The organism is Patescibacteria group bacterium, assembly GCA_041667185.1.
GTDB lineage: Bacteria > Patescibacteriota > Patescibacteriia > SG8-24 > SG8-24 > JBAYFM01.
The window spans coordinates 1-19,664 of record JBAYFM010000009.1 but is presented as its reverse complement, the minus strand read 5'-3'; the positions used below and the strand labels follow the sequence as shown (position 1 = coordinate 19,664).

Annotated in this window: 14 protein-coding genes; 10 read left to right on the top strand and 4 right to left on the bottom strand. The window is 61.2% G+C overall.

Translation table 11 applies throughout. From position 1 onward, the window contains the following. Positions 1–266 precede the first annotated feature (266 nt). Both WCT10_03870 and WCT10_03865 read left to right on the top strand, forming a co-directional pair. Entirely contained in the window at positions 267–923 is a 657-nt protein-coding gene (locus tag WCT10_03870) for a hypothetical protein (GenBank protein ID MFA6603947.1), read from the top strand. 249 nt (positions 924–1,172) lie between these two features. Beyond that, positions 1,173–3,851 (top strand): hypothetical protein, encoded by a 2,679-nt coding sequence (locus tag WCT10_03865; GenBank protein ID MFA6603946.1) that lies wholly within the window; start codon positions 1,173–1,175, stop codon positions 3,849–3,851. A gap of 62 nt (positions 3,852–3,913) precedes the next feature. Here WCT10_03865 and WCT10_03860 read toward each other — a convergent pair whose 3' ends face one another. Next, positions 3,914–5,065 (bottom strand): hypothetical protein, encoded by a 1,152-nt coding sequence (locus tag WCT10_03860; GenBank protein ID MFA6603945.1) that lies wholly within the window; start codon positions 5,063–5,065, stop codon positions 3,914–3,916. A 232-nt stretch (positions 5,066–5,297) separates the two neighbouring features. Then, positions 5,298–7,751 (bottom strand): AAA family ATPase, encoded by a 2,454-nt coding sequence (locus tag WCT10_03855; GenBank protein MFA6603944.1) that lies wholly within the window; start codon positions 7,749–7,751, stop codon positions 5,298–5,300. Between the two features lie 211 nt (positions 7,752–7,962). On the opposite strand from WCT10_03855, the gene WCT10_03850 reads away from it, so the two are divergent. Further along, entirely contained in the window at positions 7,963–9,852 is a 1,890-nt protein-coding gene (locus WCT10_03850; protein MFA6603943.1) for an acyl-CoA dehydrogenase family protein, read from the top strand. Positions 9,853–10,235: 383 nt separating this feature from the next. Here the strand turns inward: WCT10_03850 and WCT10_03845 are convergent, their stop codons facing one another. Then, entirely contained in the window at positions 10,236–10,385 is a 150-nt protein-coding gene (locus WCT10_03845) for a hypothetical protein (protein MFA6603942.1), read from the bottom strand. A gap of 377 nt (positions 10,386–10,762) precedes the next feature. Between WCT10_03845 and WCT10_03840 the strand changes: the two genes are divergently transcribed. Both WCT10_03840 and WCT10_03835 read left to right on the top strand, forming a co-directional pair. Next, entirely contained in the window at positions 10,763–13,060 is a 2,298-nt protein-coding gene (locus tag WCT10_03840) for a DUF3160 domain-containing protein (GenBank protein MFA6603941.1), read from the top strand. After that, complete coding sequence (locus WCT10_03835; protein MFA6603940.1) at positions 13,061–14,863, top strand: CapA family protein; 1,803 nt, start codon at positions 13,061–13,063, stop codon at positions 14,861–14,863. It abuts the gene before it with no gap. A 129-nt stretch (positions 14,864–14,992) separates the two neighbouring features. Here the strand turns inward: WCT10_03835 and WCT10_03830 are convergent, their stop codons facing one another. Further along, complete coding sequence (locus tag WCT10_03830) at positions 14,993–15,502, bottom strand: hypothetical protein (protein ID MFA6603939.1); 510 nt, start codon at positions 15,500–15,502, stop codon at positions 14,993–14,995. 365 nt (positions 15,503–15,867) lie between these two features. Between WCT10_03830 and WCT10_03825 the strand changes: the two genes are divergently transcribed. From WCT10_03825 to rplU, 5 genes are all read left to right on the top strand, one after another. Then, positions 15,868–16,569 carry a YidC/Oxa1 family membrane protein insertase gene (locus tag WCT10_03825; GenBank protein MFA6603938.1) on the top strand — a complete coding sequence of 234 codons (702 nt, stop codon included), beginning with the start codon at positions 15,868–15,870 and terminating at the stop codon, positions 16,567–16,569. A 246-nt stretch (positions 16,570–16,815) separates the two neighbouring features. Beyond that, positions 16,816–17,445: a prohibitin family protein gene (locus WCT10_03820; GenBank protein ID MFA6603937.1), complete on the top strand. Its 630-nt coding sequence runs from the start codon at positions 16,816–16,818 to the stop codon at positions 17,443–17,445. A 123-nt stretch (positions 17,446–17,568) separates the two neighbouring features. Further along, positions 17,569–18,690: an MraY family glycosyltransferase gene (locus WCT10_03815; protein ID MFA6603936.1), complete on the top strand. Its 1,122-nt coding sequence runs from the start codon at positions 17,569–17,571 to the stop codon at positions 18,688–18,690. Then, complete coding sequence (locus WCT10_03810; GenBank protein ID MFA6603935.1) at positions 18,687–19,199, top strand: DUF192 domain-containing protein; 513 nt, start codon at positions 18,687–18,689, stop codon at positions 19,197–19,199. Before WCT10_03815 ends, WCT10_03810 begins: the two co-directional genes overlap by 4 nt. A gap of 79 nt (positions 19,200–19,278) precedes the next feature. Beyond that, positions 19,279–19,599, top strand: coding sequence for a 50S ribosomal protein L21 (rplU, locus tag WCT10_03805; GenBank protein ID MFA6603934.1), 321 nt, complete (start codon positions 19,279–19,281; stop codon positions 19,597–19,599). The last annotated feature ends 65 nt before the right edge of the window (positions 19,600–19,664 follow it).

Here is a 19,664-nt window from a genome sequence, read left to right as displayed (position 1 = left end):
CGGCCGCAGCAAGGCCGGGTTTTAGTAATGACTCCGTATCCGATGAACGGAGAGTGCTGGAGTGCTGGAGTGCTGGAGTCGGGGAGACCCGACACAAACTCCAGCACTCCCTGACTCCGTCTCTCCCACACTCCCGAACTCCCTGACTCCGTCTCTCCCACACTCCCGAACTCTGATGATTGACCAAATAGCATGGTAATGATAAGAAATGATGGCTCGCATCTTTCGCGCTGTCCGATCTTTCCCAAATGACAAAGGAGCGCCAAATGACTTCAGAGAGAAGACTGACCTTGATTTCCAGGTTGGCCCTTGTGGCCGCGAGTCTGGCCGCCGCTGTCTGGACGATCTGCTACTGGCGCACCGGTTCGGTGCCTGCGATCGTCGATGGCGGGGTGCTGAAGTTGCCTTTTGCCATCTCTCGCTGGTGGGATGTGCCGATGGCGGCCATCTGGGCCGCTCTCATCGTGCTGGCGATGACTTCTCGATTCATCGAAGATGAGCGTGTTCGACGCATTCTGATTATTGGCTTACTCTTCGGTCTGTTCTGCGGCTTGTTCATCAACCTGCCCATCACCGAGGTCCTCAACCAGCTCTACGGCCAGGATTACGACCTAATCTTCATCGAACCACTCGTCGGTCTGGTCGCCGGTCTGGCCTGCGGCCTGATCGTCAGCCTGAACGTCGGCTTATTCGTCGGTCTGTTCGCCAGTATGGCTAGTTGTCTGGTCTACGGCCTAGGCCTAGGTTTGGTCTACGGTTTAGTCCCGGGCTTGGTCTATGGCCTAGTCTACGGTCTGCTCGCCAGCCTGATCGTCAGCTTAGTCTACGGCTTGGTCACGCTGGCACGCTCCGGCATCTGGCGGCATCTTGGCCGCTGGCTCCTGGCCGCAGACAAACAAAACCACACCAGTTCCAAGATCTGACGCTATCGCCACACCTCAGCACCGGACCGCATACTCGCGGCCCGGCGCTTTTCTTTTTGACCCCGCCACGTCGTTCCCTGATCCGATGAACGGAGAGTGCGGGGGTACAGAAGTACAGAAGTGCTGGAGTGCTGGAGTCGGGGAGACCCGACACAAACTCCCGCACTCCCTGACTCCGTCTCTCCCAAACTCCCGCACTCCCTTCAAAATATGCTAAAATACACGGATAATACCTGACCTCCGAGATTTGTGCGCCTATTCCGTTTCCGCGATCAATTCCGCATCGAGACCGCTGAAAGGCCCTGGATAACGCTTTTCGCCGGCAATACTTTCATTCTCACCGCCGCCAACCTGACCCTCTGGACGCTTCTCGAGGCCTTCCTCATCAAGCGCGCCGGGGTGGAATATCTGCCGATCTTTTTCATCATGAGTTCGGTGGCCATTTTCATCGGTTCGTGGCTGGCTCTCGGACCCCTGCGTCAGCTGCGTCCTTTCACCCAGGTCAGTATTTTTTTCGCTTTTGCGTTCGCCGGTTCGATCCTCCTGGCAGTCGGTGAAGGGTTCGTGGAAAAGACCTCGGAGCCGCTCGCGGCCCTGGTCTTCGTAGGCGTCGGCCTGGTCGTGAATTCCGCTGGCGTCATCACCGCCTCGGTCAAGCAGGGCGTCGTGACAGCGCAAGCTTTCAATCTGGAGCAGATGCGCCGTTTCCAGCCGTTGCTTTCGAGCGTGGACACCGTGAGCAGTATCGCGGCCGGCGCGATCCTCGCCGGACTCAGCGAACTCCTGCCGCCAGCCGCGCTGTTCCTCATCGTGTCGTTCTTTCTCGGCCTGGGCCTGGTGTTCAGTTTCCGGCAGATGAAACTCGCCAGAAAGAGCTCGCTTTTCGCGGCGCTGCCGCCGGAGCCCGCGGATGATCGCGCGAGCGGCGGCCGCGGCTGGCTTGCGCGTCTCGGCGACCGCGACCTGCAGCGCTTCGTCCTGATCTTCGCGATCCTGGCCGTGCTATCCATGCTGTTCACGAGGATCTTCAGTTACATGTTCGCCGTGGCCGCCAACACCCGCTACCTGACGGAGCCGGAACTCAACGCTTTCCTCGGGCGTTACATGGTCATCCTGAACGTCGTCTCGCTCGTCTTCATCAACCTGATCTCGCACCAGCTTTTCAAGCGCGTCGGCGCGACCGGCAACCTGCTGACCTCGCCGGCGATAACTTTTCTCGGCTCGTTCCTGCTGCTCCTGACGCCGGTTTTTCCGGTCGTCGTCGCCGTGAATTTCCTGCGCGACATCGTCTATCCGCTTCAGGGCCACTCCATGCAGCAGATCTTCGGCGGCGTGAGTGATCGCCAGCGCGACGCCATCCTGTCGTGGCTCGACGGTCCGGTCGCGACCGTCGGCGGACTCGCCGGCAGCTTCCTGCTCATTGCCCTCGGCTGGTTCGTGCCCGAATCCGAACCCATGTTCGCGATCAGGGTGCTCAGCGCTATCGCGGTCTGCTTGTTGCTCATCCGTTTCGCCGCGATCATGGATATCCGGCGGCGTTATCCGGAGATCCTCATCGCGCGGCTGCGCGGCAGCGACTATGCGACCCGGCTCCGGGCGATGGAATCGCTGACCGAGTGCCGGCATCTCAGCGGCGGCTGTTTGGCGCCGATCATCAGTATCATCCAGGATCAGGCCGAACCGGTCGCGCTCCGCGTCGCGGCGCTCCGGACCGCGGCGGCCATCCAGGATCCGTCCTGTCTGCGCGTCGTCGGGAAACAATTCAATCATCCGCGCCGCGCGCTCCGGCGCGAGGCCATCCGGACCGCGGCCGCGTTCAAATACGCCTCTGACCGGCTTTACGAGAGTGGCTTCTCCCGGCATACGCTCATCGCCAGGCTGCGGGAGGCTTTCCGCCAAGAAGCGGTTTCGGAGATCGTGAACGATATTCTTGACGCGCTCGTGGCCCTGCGCGATCCGAACATCATTCCGCTCATCATTGATTCCCTGAAGAGCGGCTCGCCGGAGCTGGCGCACAGCGCCCTGCGTTCGCTGCGCCTTTTCCATGATCCGGCGGTCATTGATTTCGTCAGGCCGTTCCTTGCGAGCGCTGAGCCTGACCTGCGCGCCCAGGCGGTCGCCGCGCTGTGGCAGTTCACCTGGGAGCGCCAGGCCTTGTCTGACACGATCGTTGAGCTTCTGGCCAAGCCCGAGGATGCGGCGGCGTATCGCCAGGGCCTGTATCTCGTGGGCCATCTGCGGCTGCGCGATCAGCAAGCACTGCTCCAGGAGGCGCTGAATTCGGCTTCGGCCGTCATCCGTCTGGCGGCGGCGATCGCGCTTCTGAAGATGGGCGACGAATCCGGCGCGAGCGAACTCGACGCGGTGCTTGCCACCGGCGATCGCGGTCTGGCTCGCGAGGTGGAGCGGCTCCGCGACCACGAGGGCGTTCCGGCCAAACAGCGCGAGACGGTCGCGGCGCTCATTCATGAACACCACCTGCATTATCCGCCCAGCCTGCCGGTGAGCGAACCGCTGCGGGTCCGGCTGTGCGATATCCCCAAGGAATGCCTGGCCGCCCTGCTGACGTTCTACAAGGAGGCTGGTTCGACGACCAATCTGCGTAAGATCGAGTTGGCTTTGGAGAACAAGTCTTTTCCGCCGACGCGCGGCCGCGTCGCGGTCACGGGCCTGACTTCGCCCTGGAAAGAGATGGTGGCGATTGCGCTCCTGTCCCACGGGTTCCTGATCCGGTTCGCTGATCCCGGCGCTGAGGTCGCGGACGAGGAGATCGTCGTCGCCGGCCCTGAAGCAGCCCATCGGGCGGCGCGCGCCGCGGTGCTCACGCGGAAGATTGGAGAACTCGCCGATCACGAGGTGTCGGAACAACATTACGCGCCGTCGGAATTGCTGGCGGTCGTGGAACAGATCCGCTTGGCCGGTCATTAGTCGGCTCCGGCGGCGGGATAAAAATAAAACCCCTCCGGTTGGAGGGGTTTTGAAGTTGTCCGCTACCGGTTGATGCCCGGCAGGTTCACGAGATGTTCGAAAGCCTTGTGGCCTTCTTGTCTGGCCTTGTCGTCCGCGGAGCGATCGATGATCTCGAGCGCTTTGCGGGCTCCGTACATCATCAGCTGCGGATTGAAGTACGGGCGGCCGGAGACTTGCCACCAGCAGCAGCTGGACAGCGCCTTCTGGACGTCGTTGTCGAGTTCGGCAACGGCTCCGAAGCGGCGGGCGATGTCCACGAGCTTCCAGAGCGCCTGATGGTAGATGTTGTCCGGCGACTTCCAGAGCGGGAAGTGGTTGCCGGTGACGAAGTCGCGGGGCTCGGTCGACCAGCTGCTCGGCGGCACGACGGAATCCGGCGAGCCGTGGCCGAACATCGTCCAGAGGCGTTCGAAGGGCAGGATCTCCGCCGGCGAGCGGGGACCGGTCCAGTTCTCGACCATCGGCTTGAGGAGCCAGTCAATCAGCTTCTTGTGGTGGTGGCCGAAAGTTTCGGCGTCAGTGGCGAGAACGACATAGCCGAGACGGCCGGCGAACCAGCGACCGATATCGCGGGTGAAGTCCTTGTTCAGCCGATCGAAGTCGTACTGGCCGTGGGCCAGGGCGTTGCCCCACTGCCGCGAGCGCAGGAAGATGCCGAGGCCGCCGACCCGGGGCACGTGGTCGAAGGGGACCGAAGCGTGTTGGGCGGCGTAAGCGGCGTCGTCGGCGATCGTGTAGACGTAGCCGGCATCGCGGAGCGGCGGCACGACGTCGCGGGAGTAGGCGTATTCCGGCAGGTAGAAACCGCCGCAGGAACTTTGGGGCAGTCCGACCGAGTTCTTGCCTTGATGGTCGCGTTCGATCTGGCGGGCCGCTTCGGTTTCCGAGATGAGCGGCATGATCGGATGATGGGCCGCGGTTCCGAAGAGTTCGATCTTACCTTCGCTGACGCAGCGTCGCATGAGGGCGATGATGTCGTCGTGGCCGTGGCGCCGGAGCAGTTCCAGAAGCGACCAGTTGATGTTGGCGCTCAGGGCGAAACGCGGCTGATGATCGAGCCAGCTGAAGATCGGGCGATAACATTCGTCCACGATCTTCGAAAGTACGTGCGGAAACTGCCACCAGGGTTGGTAGAAATGCAGCAGCAAGCCGACTTTGATGGGAGAAGCCATTTGGCACCTCGTTTTGAAAGAGCAATGTCCGCTTGTATATTTACGCCACCTGCACGGAAATACAAGGGGGTGGGGGGTGGAAGTGGAGGAGTGCTGGAGTGCTGAAGTGCGGGAGCGTTTTTTCCGTATTTTTTGTGGTGCCAAAAGAAAAACTCCAGACTTGCGTCTGGAGTTTATGAGATCATATTTTAGCGTATTCCTGGCCGAGTCGTCGGAGACGGCTGCGGAAGGGTCAGCTATTGCTGGGCACGCCGGGTTTCTGGTTCCGGCGGAACAGCTTGCGGAAGAACGTGAGCGGTCCCTTATCCTCGCCGTTCAGACCGGCGAGTTTCTCTTCGACGAGCTTGTGGATCTCCGCGGCCGGACGGCCGAGGAAGATCTCCAGCGCTTCATCGAGGGTTGAGACGGCATAGACCTGGTAGAGGCCTTGCCGCTGGGCTTCGACGAGCTCTTCTTTGAGCATGAGATCGTCGAGGTTCTGCTTCGGCAGGACCACGCCGTGTCCGGCTTTGAGCAGGCCGCGGCGCTTGAGAACACCGAAGTGGCCTTCGATCTTCTCGTTGGCGCCGCCGATCGGCTGAGCTTCGCCCCACTGGTTCATGGAACCCGTGATGGCCAATCTCTGGTCGATCGGGAGCTCGGTGATGGCCGAGATGAGCGCGATGGTTTCGGCGAGAGTGGCGGAATCGCCATCCACGCCGCCATAGCACTGCTCGAAGCTGATCTGGACCGCGAGTCCGAGCGGCTTCTTGCGGCCGTACTGGCCGGAGATGTAGCCGCGGATCGTGGCCGTGGCGGTGTTTGTCGACGGTCCGCTGAGGTCAGCTTCCCGCTGGACGAGCACGATCTTCTCCTTGCCGGCGTAGGCCCGGGCGGTGATCCGCTTGGGGCCGCCGAAGGCGATTTCGGAGTTGATGGCGCCGTAGACCAGACCGTTGATCTGGCCGACCTGGGAGCCTTCGAGCTGCAGGAGCATCACGCCGCGATCCATATGGTCCTGGTAGCGGCGAACGTAGAGCGCCTGACGGTCGTACCGCTCAGCGATGGCATGCTGGACATGCTCGGCTTCGACCGCGGAGACACCGGCCTCGCGGGCCCAATGGGCCGCTTCGGTGATGACGTCTTTGATGATGCCGAATTCGGTCGAGGCCTTGAGCTGGCTCGCCGCGCGGCGGCAGCCGTACTCCACGAGTTTGGCCACGGCCGTCGGAGCGAACTCCGGCAGTTGGCCGTCTTCGCGGCACAGTTCGACGAAAGCGGCGTAGGCCGCCGGGGCGTCAGCCACGTTCAGCTCGTCGTCGAATTCGGCGACGATGCGGAACAGGTTGTCGAATTCCGGCTCGTGGTGGCGCAGGGCGTGGGCCAGGTAGTGGCTGCAGATAGCCACGACCCGGACGTTGACCGGCGTCTCCTGAGTGCGGAAGTCGACGAGCGTCTCGGAGTCCATGAACTTGCCTTTGCTCTCGATCGCGAGCGCTCGCGTCCGGATGACCTTGAGCAGCTTGTAGAAAGCGATGCCGCCGCCCCAGCGCAAGAGATCATCGAGATCCAGCACCAGGCAGCCGCCGTTCGCTTTCAGGAATGCGCCGCCGTCGATCATCGTGTGGTTGACCCGGACCGAGTCCTGGCCGACCATCTGCGCGTTGATCCGGCCGAACAATTCCGAGTATTGCGGCACCGCCACGTGGACGACGGGCGGGTGCGCGTTCTCGGAGTTGTCGGCGAGCAGGCTCACTTGCGTGAGCAGCTCGAGAGATTTCGATCCGTCATCCTGGCTGTCGCGGTTCATGAGCTTCATGATCGAGCTCTGCTGCGGCTTGTCTTCCGGTTCCTTGAGGGCATGCTGGAAGATCATTTTGCTGAGCTCATCGAGATAGCGGCTGAAGACCGCGTTCTCGCCGACGATGCCGTTCAGGATGGCGACTTGTTTGTCCAGGATCTCCTGGATGACGTCGTGCTCGGCCTTGCTTTTGGCCGCGAGGCGGAGATCGACGAGTTCCCTGGATTGCAGGCTGGTCAGTTCGAAGATCGTTTCCGCCTTCAGGGAGTTCTCGCCGTTGGTCAGCTGCGCCCTGATGTCTTCATCGAGTGCGTTGAACTCTTCCTCGCTGAGGGGTTCGCCGGGATGGGCGAGCGACATGAGCGTGAGGTGGCGCTTCTTTTCGTGGATGATGATCAGGTGGTGGCAGGCCTGGACCTTCTTGTCGGCCTCTTCCCAGAGCTGGGTGAGCGCTTCCGAGAGTGCCGTGAGGTGTTGTTGACCGACCTCCTGCACGCGCTGCGGCATGATCTTGGTCGCGTACTTACCGAGCGCCTGGAGGCGCTTCTTGAATTCGCGGCCTTTGCCGTTCGGCACGGAAATGATGGCCGGGCGGCGCGGCGTGGCGAAATCGTACAAGCAGACGAGATCCGGCGGCGCGGCGTCGATGCCGGCCATGTACTGCCGGAGGAAATCCAGCGTCTTGGCGCGGCGGCCGGTGTTCGGCGAGCCGACCACGATGACGTTGTAGTGGCTCTTCGAGTAGTCGCTGTCGGACATCTTGAGGCCGAGCTCGATCGAGGCGAGGGCGTCCTTCTGGACGACGGTCTTGCTCTGATCGGCAGCGGCGTCAGTGGCCACAGGAGCGCAGGTCAGACGGAGCTTTTCCGCCGGTACAGCCAGTTTGGTACGGGTTGCAGATGACATCGGAACCTCCCGTGTTCTTGTTTGATTGTAAAGGACACGGGGCTATCTAAACACAAGCGTTGATTAACGTCAAAAACGTCTGGGCCGGGGCGAAAATAAGCTCAGCTCAGGCAATCTTGGCCGGTTGCCGCCGAGATTGACGGTTAGCCATATATATGGTAAGGACCATGTGAGTTCTTTCACATTCCCCACCACATACGCGGAGTGACGCATGACCGAAACCAAGAGCAAGAAAGAAGTTCGCGGCGCGGCATTTTTGGTCGATCGCAACGACAGCCAGAGCGTCTGTACGCCGGAGGATTTCTCCGAGGAACAGCGCAGCATCGGCGAAGCCGTGGCTGACTTCATGAAACAGGAAGTGACGCCGAAAGTCGCGGCTCTCGAAGAGCACGACTACGAGCTGCTCACAGGCCTGATCCGTCAGGCCGGCGAACTCGGACTGCTGGGCGTGGATCTGCCGGAGGAATTCGGCGGTCTCGGCCAGGATCTCACGACGTCGGCGCTGGTCCTCGAGGCCATCGGCGGCTGCGGGAGCGGTTCCTACGCCACGGCCGTGGGCGCGCACAGCGGCATCGGCACCTGGCCGATCCTGTACTTCGGCAACGAAGAGCAGAAGCGCCGCTTTTTGCCGGGCATCGTGTCCGGCGGTCTCATTGCCGCCTACGCGCTTACCGAGTCGAGCAGCGGCAGCGATGCCTTGGCGGCCAAGTGCAAGGCCGTGCTCTCGCCCGACGGCAAGCATTACGTCGTGAACGGCGAGAAGGTCTTCATCACCAATGCGAAGATCGCTGACATTTTCACGGTCTTCGTGAAGATTGACGGCGACAACGCCAAGATGGCCTGTCTCGTGATCGAGAAAGGGACGCCGGGTCTCAGCATCGATCGCGAAGAGCACAAGATGGGCATCCGCGGTTCGTCCACCTGCCGGCTCGTCTTCGAGGACGCGCTGGTGCCGGCGGAGAACCTGCTCGGGACCATCGGCAAGGGCCACAAGATCGTCCTGAACACGCTGAACCTCGGACGGTTCAAGCTCGGGGCGGGCGCGGTCGGCGCCATCAAGTCGTCCGTGAACTCCGCGGTGCAGTACGCTTCCGAACGCAAACAGTTCGGGAAGCCGCTGCTCGACTTCGACGGCATCCGGGCCAAGATCGCCGACATGGTGGTCGCGGGCTGGGTCGGCGAGTCCATGGTTTTCCGCACCGCCGGACTCCTGTCCAGCCGGCTCCATGGCGCCAAGACGCCGGAAGAGGCGACCAAGGCCATCGAGGAGTACACGGTCGAGTGTTCGCTGGTCAAAGTGGGACTCTCCGAGATGCTCGGCAACGTCGCCGACGAGATGGTGCAGGTCTACGGCGGCTACGGTTACGTCGAGGAATACCCGGCGTCCCGCATGTACCGCGACTCGCGCATCAACCGCATCTTCGAGGGTACCAACGAGATCAACCGCATGCTCGCGGTCGGCGAGGTCCTCAAACGCCATCTCCAGGGCCGGATCGATCTCGTCGGCGCGGCCAAAGGCCAGGCGGCCGCGGCTGTGAAGCGCGGACGCAAGAGCACTCTGGCCAAGGGTTTGGCCACGGCCAAGCAGCTGCGCTCCTTCGCGGAGTTCGCTGTTCGCCGCGCCGCCGATCAACTGCCGTTCTCGGTCACGAGGACGCGCCAGGTCATCGAGCCCGGACCGAAGGCGCTTCGTCCGGCGTTCGACGCCGTGCGCTCAGCCGTGCTTTACGCGCTCGGCGAGGCGATGATGACGCTGCAGGCCAAGCTCAAGGACGAGCAGCAGCTGCTGTTCGCTCTGGCTGATCTGCTGCTCGCGGTCTTCGCCATGGAATCGGCGCTGCTGCGGTACGAGAAGCTGGCGGCTGCCGGAGCCGACGCGAAGCTCGCCGAAGCGGTCGTGCGCGCTTACTTCTGCCACGCGCAGCGGGAAGCGGCGGACAAGTGCGTCCGCGTTCTTTCAGCGCTCAGCTCCGGACTCGAGCGGCAGAACAAGGTCGCGCGAGTCCTGGATCTGCTGGCGGCGGCGCCTCTCGACGATCTCGTCGCGCTCAAGCGCCGCATCGGCGACGCCGCGGCGGAACAGGGGAAATACCCGTTCTAGTTTCCGGACAGCCTCAGGCGGTCGAGCTTAGCTCGGCCGCTTTTTTTGTCTTCGTCGCGTCGTTCGCGAACGACGAAAATGAATGCCTGACACCAGGTGATAAAAAATCTTTTTTGTCAAAAATTTCTCAGGGCGAAAAAGGGCAGGCGGGAATCCAGCCCCACCCTCCGCATCTCCGTCTCTCCTGCACTCCAGCACTCCAGAACTCCAGAACTCCCGCACTTCAGAACTTCAGCACTCCCACACTTCCTCACTCTCCCAATGGGCACAATCGGCCAATATTCAGCGAGCGACTTCCAAAATCCGGGGTTTTGGGACAATAAAAAACGGACTGCTCGCAGTCCGTTTGCATCTGGTCGGCGTTGTTTCCGATAACGTTGACCTTAGAAGTACTTCAGATCCCGGCCGAAATCGCAGGCCTCATAACGGGCCGGCATCCCGCGATAGGTCTCGGCATGCGCCAGGTACCTGAAGAAGTTGATGATAAAAATGAACGGGTTGAAGATCTTCAGGATCGGCTTCACATACTTCATGATGAACCTCCTTATTCTGGACCAGAGTCTAGCATAAAAATCTTTTTGTCAAAAGCCTCTCCGGGCGAAAAAGAGCAGACGGAAATCCAGCTCTCCCAGACTCCGTCACTTCCTGACTCCGTCTCTCCCGCACTCCAGCACTTCCTCACTCTTCGATCCACTGAACGGGAGAGTGCGGGAGTGGAGGAGTGGGGGAGACCCGACAAAAGCTCTTACACTCCAACACTCCAGCACTCCAGCACTCTCCCAAACTCTTTTACTCCGTCTCTCCAGCACTCCCGCACTCCCACCCTTGTCTCAGCGATCGGCCCGCGACTAACCGGATAGGTCGCGATTTGCTACACTGCGAGCAGCAGCTACTCATTATATATACGTCTATGGACCAGTCGAAAGATCAGGCCGCCGCTCCGGCGGTCAAGAGCGCCGGAATCTGGAAAAATCAGCCGTCCTGGCTGAAGTTCCTGGTCGGCTCTCTGCTTTATAGCGGAACCATCATCCTGACCTTCTGGTATTTCAGTTCGCCGTTTAAGCCAGCTGCGGTTCCGACGCCGTCCGTGAACGCGCCGGATCAGGCGGTTGACGACTTGCGTCCGATCCCTGGCATCGCGGCCGCTGGAGCATTCGCGCTCTATGAACCGGTGGTTGCGAACGTGAAACCGGCCGGCAAACCCTATGCCGTCAGCGCGGACCTGGGGAATATTCCGAACGCCGGCGATTTTTATCTCTCCGACGCGGCCAAAGATTTGCTCGTCCGGAACGCATTCGTCGTGACGCCGGGCTGGACCAAGGAATTTTTCCAGCTCTACGAGAAGAACCGCTATGATAAACTGCCGAGTTTCGTGACTGTCGATGCCGTGGTCCATAATTATCACCTGATGTTCGACAACCTGCTGCAGCAGCTCGAGACCGGCAAACTGTCGGCCGAAGCCCGGGCGCTGACAACGCGGCTGTTGCGTGCCTCGCGGGAACAGTTGACTGGACTCAAAGGCACGGCCTGGGAGAATGCCGCGAAACGCAACGTCGCTTTTTTCGCCGTGGCGGCGAAGCTGCTCAATGGCGCCGCGGAAACTCCGGCCGAGGTCCGGCCCGAGGTCGCGGCCGAACTCGATCTCATCGCCGCTCACGCCGGCATCAAGGAATCGCCGATGATGAACATGGGAGCGGAGCGGAGTTCGGGTCCGCCGCCGAAGCTCGGCGACGCCTACCTCGAGGATTATTCGCAGTACGTGCCGCGCGGGCATTATGAAAAATCCGAACTGCTGAAGTCGTACTTCAGAGCCATGATGTGGTACGGCCGGATGAACTTCCGGTTCAAGACCGCCGACGAGGTCCGCTCGGCCGCGCTCATGGCCGCGGCTTTGCGCGCCGACGGCGCGGCGCTCGCGCACTGGGACGCGATCTACGAACCGACCGCGTTCTTCGTCGGGAAGAGCGATGACATCGGTTATCACGAATTCGTCAAAGCGCTCGCGTCGGCCTACGGCGCGGACGCCGACGCCTCCGCCTTGGCCGCTGACGAGGCTGGTTTCGGCAAGTTGCAGACCGCTCTCGCGGCGCTCGAACCGCCGCAGCTCAACTCGATGCCGATCTTCGACGAGACCATCAGCCCCGACCGCGAGAAGGAGATCAGGGGTTTCCGGCTGATGGGACAGCGGTTCACCATCGACGCTTCCATCTTCCAGCGCCTGATTTATCGCGAGGTCAAAGAGAACCCGCAGGGCGCAAGGCGGATGCTGCCGAAAGGCCTCGATATCCCGGCCGCGCTCGGCTCGGAGGAGGCTTACGCGCTGCTCCGGAGCGCCGGCGCGACTGATTTCAAGGACTACCCCGAGAACATGAGCAAGCTGCGGACCTACATCAGCGGTCTCGGCGACGAGGTCTGGACGCAGAATCTGTACTGGGGCTGGCTGTATTCGCTGCGGCCGCTCGTTGCGGCGAAGGGCGCCGGCTGGCCGAGTTTCATGACGAATGCCGCTTGGGCCAGGAAGGATCTCGAGTCCGTGCTCGGCAGCTGGACCGAACTCAAGCACGACACCATCCTGTACGCCAAACAGGTCTACGCGGAGCTGGGCGGGGCGGGTTTGGACGAACGTCTGCGCGATGATCGCGGGTACGTGCAGCCGGAGCCGGAGGTCTACGCGCGGCTCCTGGCGCTCACGGCCATGACCAAGCGCGGGCTCGAAGCGCGCGGGCTTCTGGATGCGCCGTCAGCCGCCAATCTTGATCTGATGTCCGAGCTGCTGCGGAAGCTCTTGGTCATTTCCGAAAAGGAATTGGCCGTCCTGCCGCTCAGCGCCGAGGACTACGAATTCATCCGTTCGTTCGGCGGCCAGCTGGAGCATCTGTGGTATGAGATCAACGCCGCGGAGATCGCGGCGGCGCAGGCGAGCAGTTCGTCCTATCTCGACAATAATCCGGCCGCGCTCGTGGCCGACGTGGCGACCGATCCCAACGGTCAGGTGCTTGAGGAGGGGACCGGCCACATCTCGAACATCTTCGTCGTCTTCCCGCTCGACGGCGAACTGAAACTGGCGAAGGGCGGCGTCTACTCTTACTATGAATTCCCCTGGCCGATGAACGACCGGCTGACCGATGCCAAGTGGCGCGAGATGCTGGACACCGGAAAGACGCCGGAACGTCCGGACTGGGTCAAGGCTTTCACCACCGCCAATTAAATGAAGAGACGCGCCCGGACCACGACTTTGATCTGCGTGTCCGCGGCCACGGTTGTCGCCGCGGTCTGGTTTGCCGCGAGCCGGCTGGAGGGCGAGGCCGCGATCCCGGATCCGGCTCCGTTGCCGCTGGCTGCTGACGCGGCCGCCGAGGCCGGCTTGCTCGCCGAGCGGCGCGCGGCTTTCGCAACGTTCCGGGCCGCGAAACTGGCCCTGCCCGAATCCCAGCCAGAGATCTCGCTCGTCGCGGTCGGCGACCTGATGCTGTCGCGGACCGTGGCGCAGCGGCTGGCCGCGAATGGCGGTCCGGAAGCCGCGTTCGCGCGCGTCCGGGATTATTTGCGCGCCGGCGACATCACTTTCGGCAATCTGGAGACTGCGCTTCTTTCTGGCCGGGCGATCCAGCCCGGGGAGATGGTTTTCCGGTCCGATCCGGCTGCGGCCGCGAGCCTGGCTTCGGCCGGTTTCGACGTTCTTTCGCTCGCTAATAACCACGTCCCCAATTTCGGCGCCGCCGGCATCCTGGAGACGCTGAAATATCTGGATGCCGCCGCCGTCGCCCACGCCGGCGCTGGCGCTGACGCGACCGCCGCCCGCGCTCCGGCCATCGTCGAAAGGTCCGGGCTGCGGTTCGCTTTCCTGGCTTACAACGACGCCGATGTCGTACCAGCGGGTTATTTCGCCGCTGCCGATCATCCCGGGACCGCAGCCATGGACATCGAGAATTTGAAAGCTGATATCGCCGCCGCCCGCGCCGCCGCCGACATCGTCGTCGTCTCCATGCATTCGGGCACGGAGTATGTCCCTGATCCGAACCGGCGCCAGACCGCGTTCGCTCATGCCGCCATCGACGCCGGAGCCGATCTCGTCATCGGCCACCATCCGCACGTCGTCCAGACCGTCGAGACCTATGCCGGCAAGCCGATCATCTACAGTCTCGGAAATTTCGTTTTCGATCAGGGCTGGTCGCGCGAGACCAGGGACGGACTCATGGCCAAGATCGTCTGGCGCGGCCAGGAGATCGTCCGGATCGAGTTCCAGCCGATCGTCATTGGGGATCTGTTCCGTCCGGAGACCGCGGCCGGCGTTGATCGCGAGCGCATCCTGGCGCGCCTGGGGACGAGACTCGGGCAGCGGGCCGCGTTCGTCTATGACGCCGCGAATGGAACTTTCGAGCCGGACGCGACGGCCGTGATCGAATCGGTCGGCGCGACTGCGATGACTGGTCCGTCCCGGATCTCCAGGATCGCGACCGCGGACATCAACGGCGACGGAGCCGAGGAATCATTTTCCTTGAAAGTCGGCCGGCTGGTCGTGAGCGGCCGTGACGGCGCAATCTGGAGTTCGCCCGCAGACCAGTGGGTGGATGATTTCGCGCTGGCGGATGTCGACGGCGACCTGAACACCGAGCTTGCGCTCAGTTTCTGGCGGGCCGGCAGTTTCGGCAGCTCCAAACCTTTCTGGGCGGCTGACGATGCCGCGGTCCGGAACCATTTCGCCGTGTTTTCCCTGGCTGGCGGGCGCGTCCGTCCGCTCTGGCAGTCTTCCGCGCTCAGCCGGCCCAATTGCGAGTTCGTCCTGGCGGATGCTGACAGCGACGGCTGCCAGGAGCTCGCGGTCCTCGAGGGCGAGTATGGCGCGACCGGTCCTGAGTGCGGCGTCGTGGCGCCGGCCTTGTGGCGCTGGGACGCCTGGGGCTTCACGAACCTGACCCGCGGCGTTCCGGGCGGTTTCAGCGGCCTGACCGTCGAGCCGCGCTCCGCTGGCGCCGTCTTTTCGGCCGCCAGAATGTCGTTTGATCGTTGAAGATCCCTTGGGCTGGAAGCCCTGATTTTAGAAACACCACGTCGTTCGCGAAAAAAAAGCGCACCCGAACAGCAAGAGCGAGTGTGCTCTCTGCCGCGCGGATGCGCGAGTGTGGGGAACTTGGCTTGTCTACGGTACGAAAGAAGCGATCTCTTCCTCGCTGGTACCGATGTCCTCAAGGGTGATGACGCCCTTGGCGACCGCCTCGCGCAAGTGGTTGAGGCAAGCCTCATACTCGACGGTTCCGTAACGTAGATCCTCAAGACAACACTGGGCGCTGAACTTACAGCACTTGACCCAAAGCTCGCCAAGCTCTTCCTCGCTGGTGCCGATGTCCTCGAGGGTGATGACGCCCTTGGCGATCTCTTTGCGCAGGCAATCGAGGCAATACTCGTAATTGACGGTTTCGTTACGCAGGTGGTCGAGCCAGCGCTGGGCGCTGAACTTGCAGCACTTGACCCAAAGCTCGCGGAGCTCATCCTCACTGGTACCAATGTCCGCGAGGGTGAGGTTGCCTTTGGTGATCACCTCACGTAGGTCAGTGAGGCAATACTCGCAGCGGATGATAGATATACCCTCGTTACGCATTTTGTTGAGATACATCTGAGCCCGGGCCTTTGCGTATTGATAATCACTCATTCCCTTCTCCTTTTGAAAGAGCGTTTGTAGTCAATCGAACCACGCGGATCATATTGACGAGCGACCATAGTACAAAACAAAAGGCGATCTTTGTCAAACTTGACCACCCTAACCCTGATCAAGTTTTGCGCGAGATATTAGCGCTTAACATAGCCTTATTATCCCTGTCCTAGCTGGCGCCGCTTTTTCGGCAGTCCAAACGCCGGCCGCACGATAGAAAAATCCTGTTCCGGCCCGAGCCACAAAGGTTGCCCGAACGGCGATCTTGGATTATACTGTCTCCGGGATGCGCAAAAAGCATCTTTTTGGCTTATTGATGAGGCGCACGGTTGTTTTTAGCGGCGCCGAACCGGATAGCCCGACCTATGGAACAATTTTGGCACGATTATCTCTACAACCCGCTCCTGAACGTCTTGATCTTCCTGTATTCGGGCTTTGCGGGCGAGAATTTCGGCGTTGCCATCATCGAGCTGACCGTCGCTCTGCGTCTTGCTCTCATGCCGTTCACCATCATCGATGAGCGCAATGCTTATCGCTACGAGACTCTGAACAAGAAGATCGGCACCCTTGAGCGCGACTTCAAAGCCGACGCCATCAAACGCAAGGAGAAGATCCGTGAGCTCTTGCAGCAGCACAAGGTGAATTATTGGGCTAAAGTTTTTGTCCTCGGCATCCAGGCCGTCGTCCTCGTGCTTATCTATCAGGTCTTCATCGGCGGCATCAAGTTCACGCCCCAAGAAACGCTTTACACCTGGGTGACCGTCATCCCAGCCAAGATCAATACGATGTTCCTAGGTTTCGATCTCGCTGAACGCGGCATTTTCTGGCCGGCGGTCGTCGCGGTCGTGCTGTTCCTGCAGATCTATTCGGTGCAGAAGAAACGTGAACATCTCGTGACCCGCTCGGACGTCATGTACATGATCCTGTTCCCGCTGTTCACGCTGGTCGCCCTGTTCCTGCTGCCGACGGTCAAGTCAATCTTCATCCTGACCTCGATGTTCTTCTCCATGGCCGTCTTCTGGCTGCGGCAGATACTGTTCCGGACGGAGAAAGCGGCTAAAAGTTGAGACGGTATCCGTCGGCAGAACGCCGGCGGATTTTATTATGGGGAAGCGTTGAGAGAGACGGAGCCACGTCGCTCGCGAGCGACGTGGCGGAGTCAGGGAGAGACAGAGTCACAGGCTCCGTCTCTTCGTCTCTCCCGCACTTCGTCTCTCCCGCACTCCGTCTCTTCCACGTATTGCCAAAAGCGCCGTTTTAGCCTATCCTAAGCAATATCGGCGTCGATTTAAGCGCATATTTAGGCACAAATTATGTCTTCAGAAAGCTCCGAAAGCCTGGATAAGATCATGTATTCGTTCGTCGTTGAAGACGTGCTCAAAGGCCTGTTCATCCATGTACCGCCGGGCTATGTGGCCTGCGTCTATGACCTCGGTTTCGGCGTCCTGAAAAAAGTCCTGACCCCCGGCCTGCACCTGAAGATCCCATTTTGGCAGAAAGCCAAGCTGTTCAACACTCAGACGCTGGAATACTCCGTCAGCCGCAAGTTCAATCCGGAGAACGAGCAGGCGCTCGGCGACACGCCGATCGTCGCTCAGACGCTTGACGGCCAGCGGATCTCCGTCGAGGGCACGGTGCTGCTGCGGCTCGACACCAATCAGGTGCCGACCATCTGGCAGACCATCGGCGAGGATTTCGTCTCGAAGATCGTTCGGCCGACCATTAGGAGCCGCATGCGCATGATCGCTTCGCGCTACAATTATCAGGATGTCGTCTCGACGCGGCGCGACTCGGTCGAAGTGGATTGCAAGAACGAACTGGAGCGCATCTTTTATCCGCGCGGCATCTTCGTGGAGAACGTCCTGCTGTCCGAGATCGGCAAAGTGGGGGATGGCGCCGGCAAATCCAAGAACGAAAAGTCGGAAGAGAAACCATTGGATTAGCGACAAGATAAAGAAACCGGCCTCTCGCGGCCGGTCAATTAGTAATTAGGTGGTAGTTGGTAGGTGATAGTCCCTAAAACCTAACACTTAGCCCCCTCAGTCCCTAACCCCTAGCGAATTATCATGCTGCCGTTTTTGGCCGTCATTCTGGCATCATTCGCCGTTTCCGCCCTGGCCACGCCGCTCGTGATCAGGTTAGCCCGGCATTTTGACGTGCTCGACGCGCCGGTTTTGCCGCGCAAGATCCATCAGCGGCCGACGCCGCTTCTCGGCGGCATCGCTGTTTTCGCCGGCCTCGCGGCCGCCGTCGGTCTGTGCCTCTGGCTGGGTTGGCTGCCGGCGCTGCATATCAGATTGAAATATCTGGCCGGCCTGCTTTTGGCCGCGCTGATCCTCATTTTTGGCGGTTCGCTCGACGACAAGTTCGATCTGCGTCCGTCGCGCCAGATCATCTGGCCGGCGCTGGCTGCGCTCATCGTGGTGGCGAGCGGCATCGGCGTGGGCTACGTCACGAATCCGTTCGGCGGCCAGATCTACCTGGACCGCCAGCAGTTCACGGTCCTGTGGTGGGACGGCCTGCCGTACAGACTGACGCTCATCGCCGACCTGTTCTCGTTCTGCTGGCTTCTGGGCATGATCTACACGACCAAGCTCCTCGACGGGCTCGACGGACTCGTGAGCGGCGTCACCGTCATCGGGGCGCTCATCATCGCGGCCGTGAGTCTGATGAAGGAGGTCGCCCAGCCGGACACGGCGCTCCTGGCGTTCGCGGTCGCCGGAGCCTTCGCCGGCTTCCTGATCTTCAATTTCAATCCGGCGCGGATCTTTTTGGGCGAGGGCGGCTCCACGCTGGCCGGTTTCCTGCTCGGCACGCTCGCCATCATCTCGGGCGGCAAGATCGCCACGGCGCTCCTCGTTCTCGGCCTGCCGATCTTCGATACTGTTGTCGTTGTGGCGCGGCGCATCTTCTGGTATCGTCGCTCCATGGCCACCGGCGACCGGACGCATCTGCATTTCCGGCTGATCGACATGGGCCTGTCGCAGCGGCAGACCGTGCTGTTCTATTATTTCGCGGCCGCCCTGTTCGGTTCAGCCACGCTGTTCCTCCAGGGCTGGGAGAAGATCGTCGCCCTCGGACTCATCGCGAGCCTGATCGCGGCCGTCCTGTCGTTCTGGACGGCTTGGCGGCGTCGGACTCGGCCAGCGGCGAATGATTCGATCCCAGAAGATCAGCAGCCTGAATGACCATGTTGAAAGAACAACCGGAAAACAACATGTCCCGCAATAAACTGGTCTTTTCCCTGACCATGCTTTTAGTGATGCTCGCGGTCGCTGGATTCGTCGCCTGGCAGCAGCGGACGTTCGCCCGCGCCGAGGTCGTGATCGACGAGCGGATCAAAATCGCGGCCGATGTCGCTTCGACGCCCGCGACCAGGGAAAAAGGCCTGTCCGGCCGGGAAGCGCTGGGGGCCGCAGAAGGCATGTTATTCATTTTCGGGCGCGCGGACCGCTACGCTTTCTGGATGAAGGACATGAGATTCGCCATCGATATCCTTTGGATCAAGGGCGATGAGATCGTTGATATCACGACGGATGTGCCGCCGGCCGCGGTCGGAGCGCCGCTGGAGCGGTATTTCCCGATGTCTCCGATCGACAAGGTTTTGGAAGTGTCGGCGGGGTTCGCGGCGCGCCACGGGCTGCGCACCGGGCTTAAGCTCACGATCAATATTGACAAGGTTGGGGCCGAGCGGTAAACTGCTCCTGCTCATCGTAACGGTCGGCCGGCGCCTTGATGGCCCGGTTGCGCCTTTTTTCTAAAGAACTTCTCGTAATATGGCCAACATCGCCGTCATTCAAACCGGAGGCAAACAGTACCTGGTCAAAGAAGGGGATACTTTGCGGGTCGAAAAACTTGATGTCCAGGAAGGTGCTGCTCTCAAATTCGACGTCCTGCTCGTCACGGACGAGTCTGGCAAGGACACCAAGGTCGGCGCGCCGTTCGTCAAAGGCGCCGCGGTCTCGGCCAAGGTCCTCGGTTTCGGCCGGGCGAACAAGGTCATCGTGGTCAAGTTCCACGCTAAGGCCCGCTACAAGCGGAAGGCCGGACATCGCCAGCCGTTCACCGAGATCAAGATCGAGTCGATCAAGGCGTAAGGGAGAATCTAAAAAACCGGAGCTCAGGCTCCGGTTTTTGGTAGTGAAGAGAGTGCTGGAGTGCT

What these genes read in the sequence shown, in the direction of transcription:
- WCT10_03850 (MFA6603943.1), top strand. Translation starts at nt 7,963, where the DNA reads ATGACCGAAACCAAGAGCAAGAAAGAAGTTCGCGGCGCGGCATTTTTG.
- WCT10_03820 (MFA6603937.1), top strand. Translation starts at nt 16,816, where the DNA reads ATGTCTTCAGAAAGCTCCGAAAGCCTGGATAAGATCATGTATTCGTTC.
- rplU (MFA6603934.1), top strand. Translation starts at nt 19,279, where the DNA reads ATGGCCAACATCGCCGTCATTCAAACCGGAGGCAAACAGTACCTGGTC.
- WCT10_03855 (MFA6603944.1), bottom strand. Translation starts at nt 7,751, where the DNA reads ATGTCATCTGCAACCCGTACCAAACTGGCTGTACCGGCGGAAAAGCTC.
- WCT10_03835 (MFA6603940.1), top strand. Translation starts at nt 13,061, where the DNA reads ATGAAGAGACGCGCCCGGACCACGACTTTGATCTGCGTGTCCGCGGCC.
- WCT10_03815 (MFA6603936.1), top strand. Translation starts at nt 17,569, where the DNA reads ATGCTGCCGTTTTTGGCCGTCATTCTGGCATCATTCGCCGTTTCCGCC.
- WCT10_03840 (MFA6603941.1), top strand. Translation starts at nt 10,763, where the DNA reads ATGGACCAGTCGAAAGATCAGGCCGCCGCTCCGGCGGTCAAGAGCGCC.
- WCT10_03870 (MFA6603947.1), top strand. Translation starts at nt 267, where the DNA reads ATGACTTCAGAGAGAAGACTGACCTTGATTTCCAGGTTGGCCCTTGTG.
- WCT10_03845 (MFA6603942.1), bottom strand. Translation starts at nt 10,385, where the DNA reads ATGAAGTATGTGAAGCCGATCCTGAAGATCTTCAACCCGTTCATTTTT.
- WCT10_03860 (MFA6603945.1), bottom strand. Translation starts at nt 5,065, where the DNA reads ATGGCTTCTCCCATCAAAGTCGGCTTGCTGCTGCATTTCTACCAACCC.
- WCT10_03830 (MFA6603939.1), bottom strand. Translation starts at nt 15,502, where the DNA reads ATGAGTGATTATCAATACGCAAAGGCCCGGGCTCAGATGTATCTCAAC.
- WCT10_03810 (MFA6603935.1), top strand. Translation starts at nt 18,687, where the DNA reads ATGACCATGTTGAAAGAACAACCGGAAAACAACATGTCCCGCAATAAA.
- WCT10_03825 (MFA6603938.1), top strand. Translation starts at nt 15,868, where the DNA reads ATGGAACAATTTTGGCACGATTATCTCTACAACCCGCTCCTGAACGTC.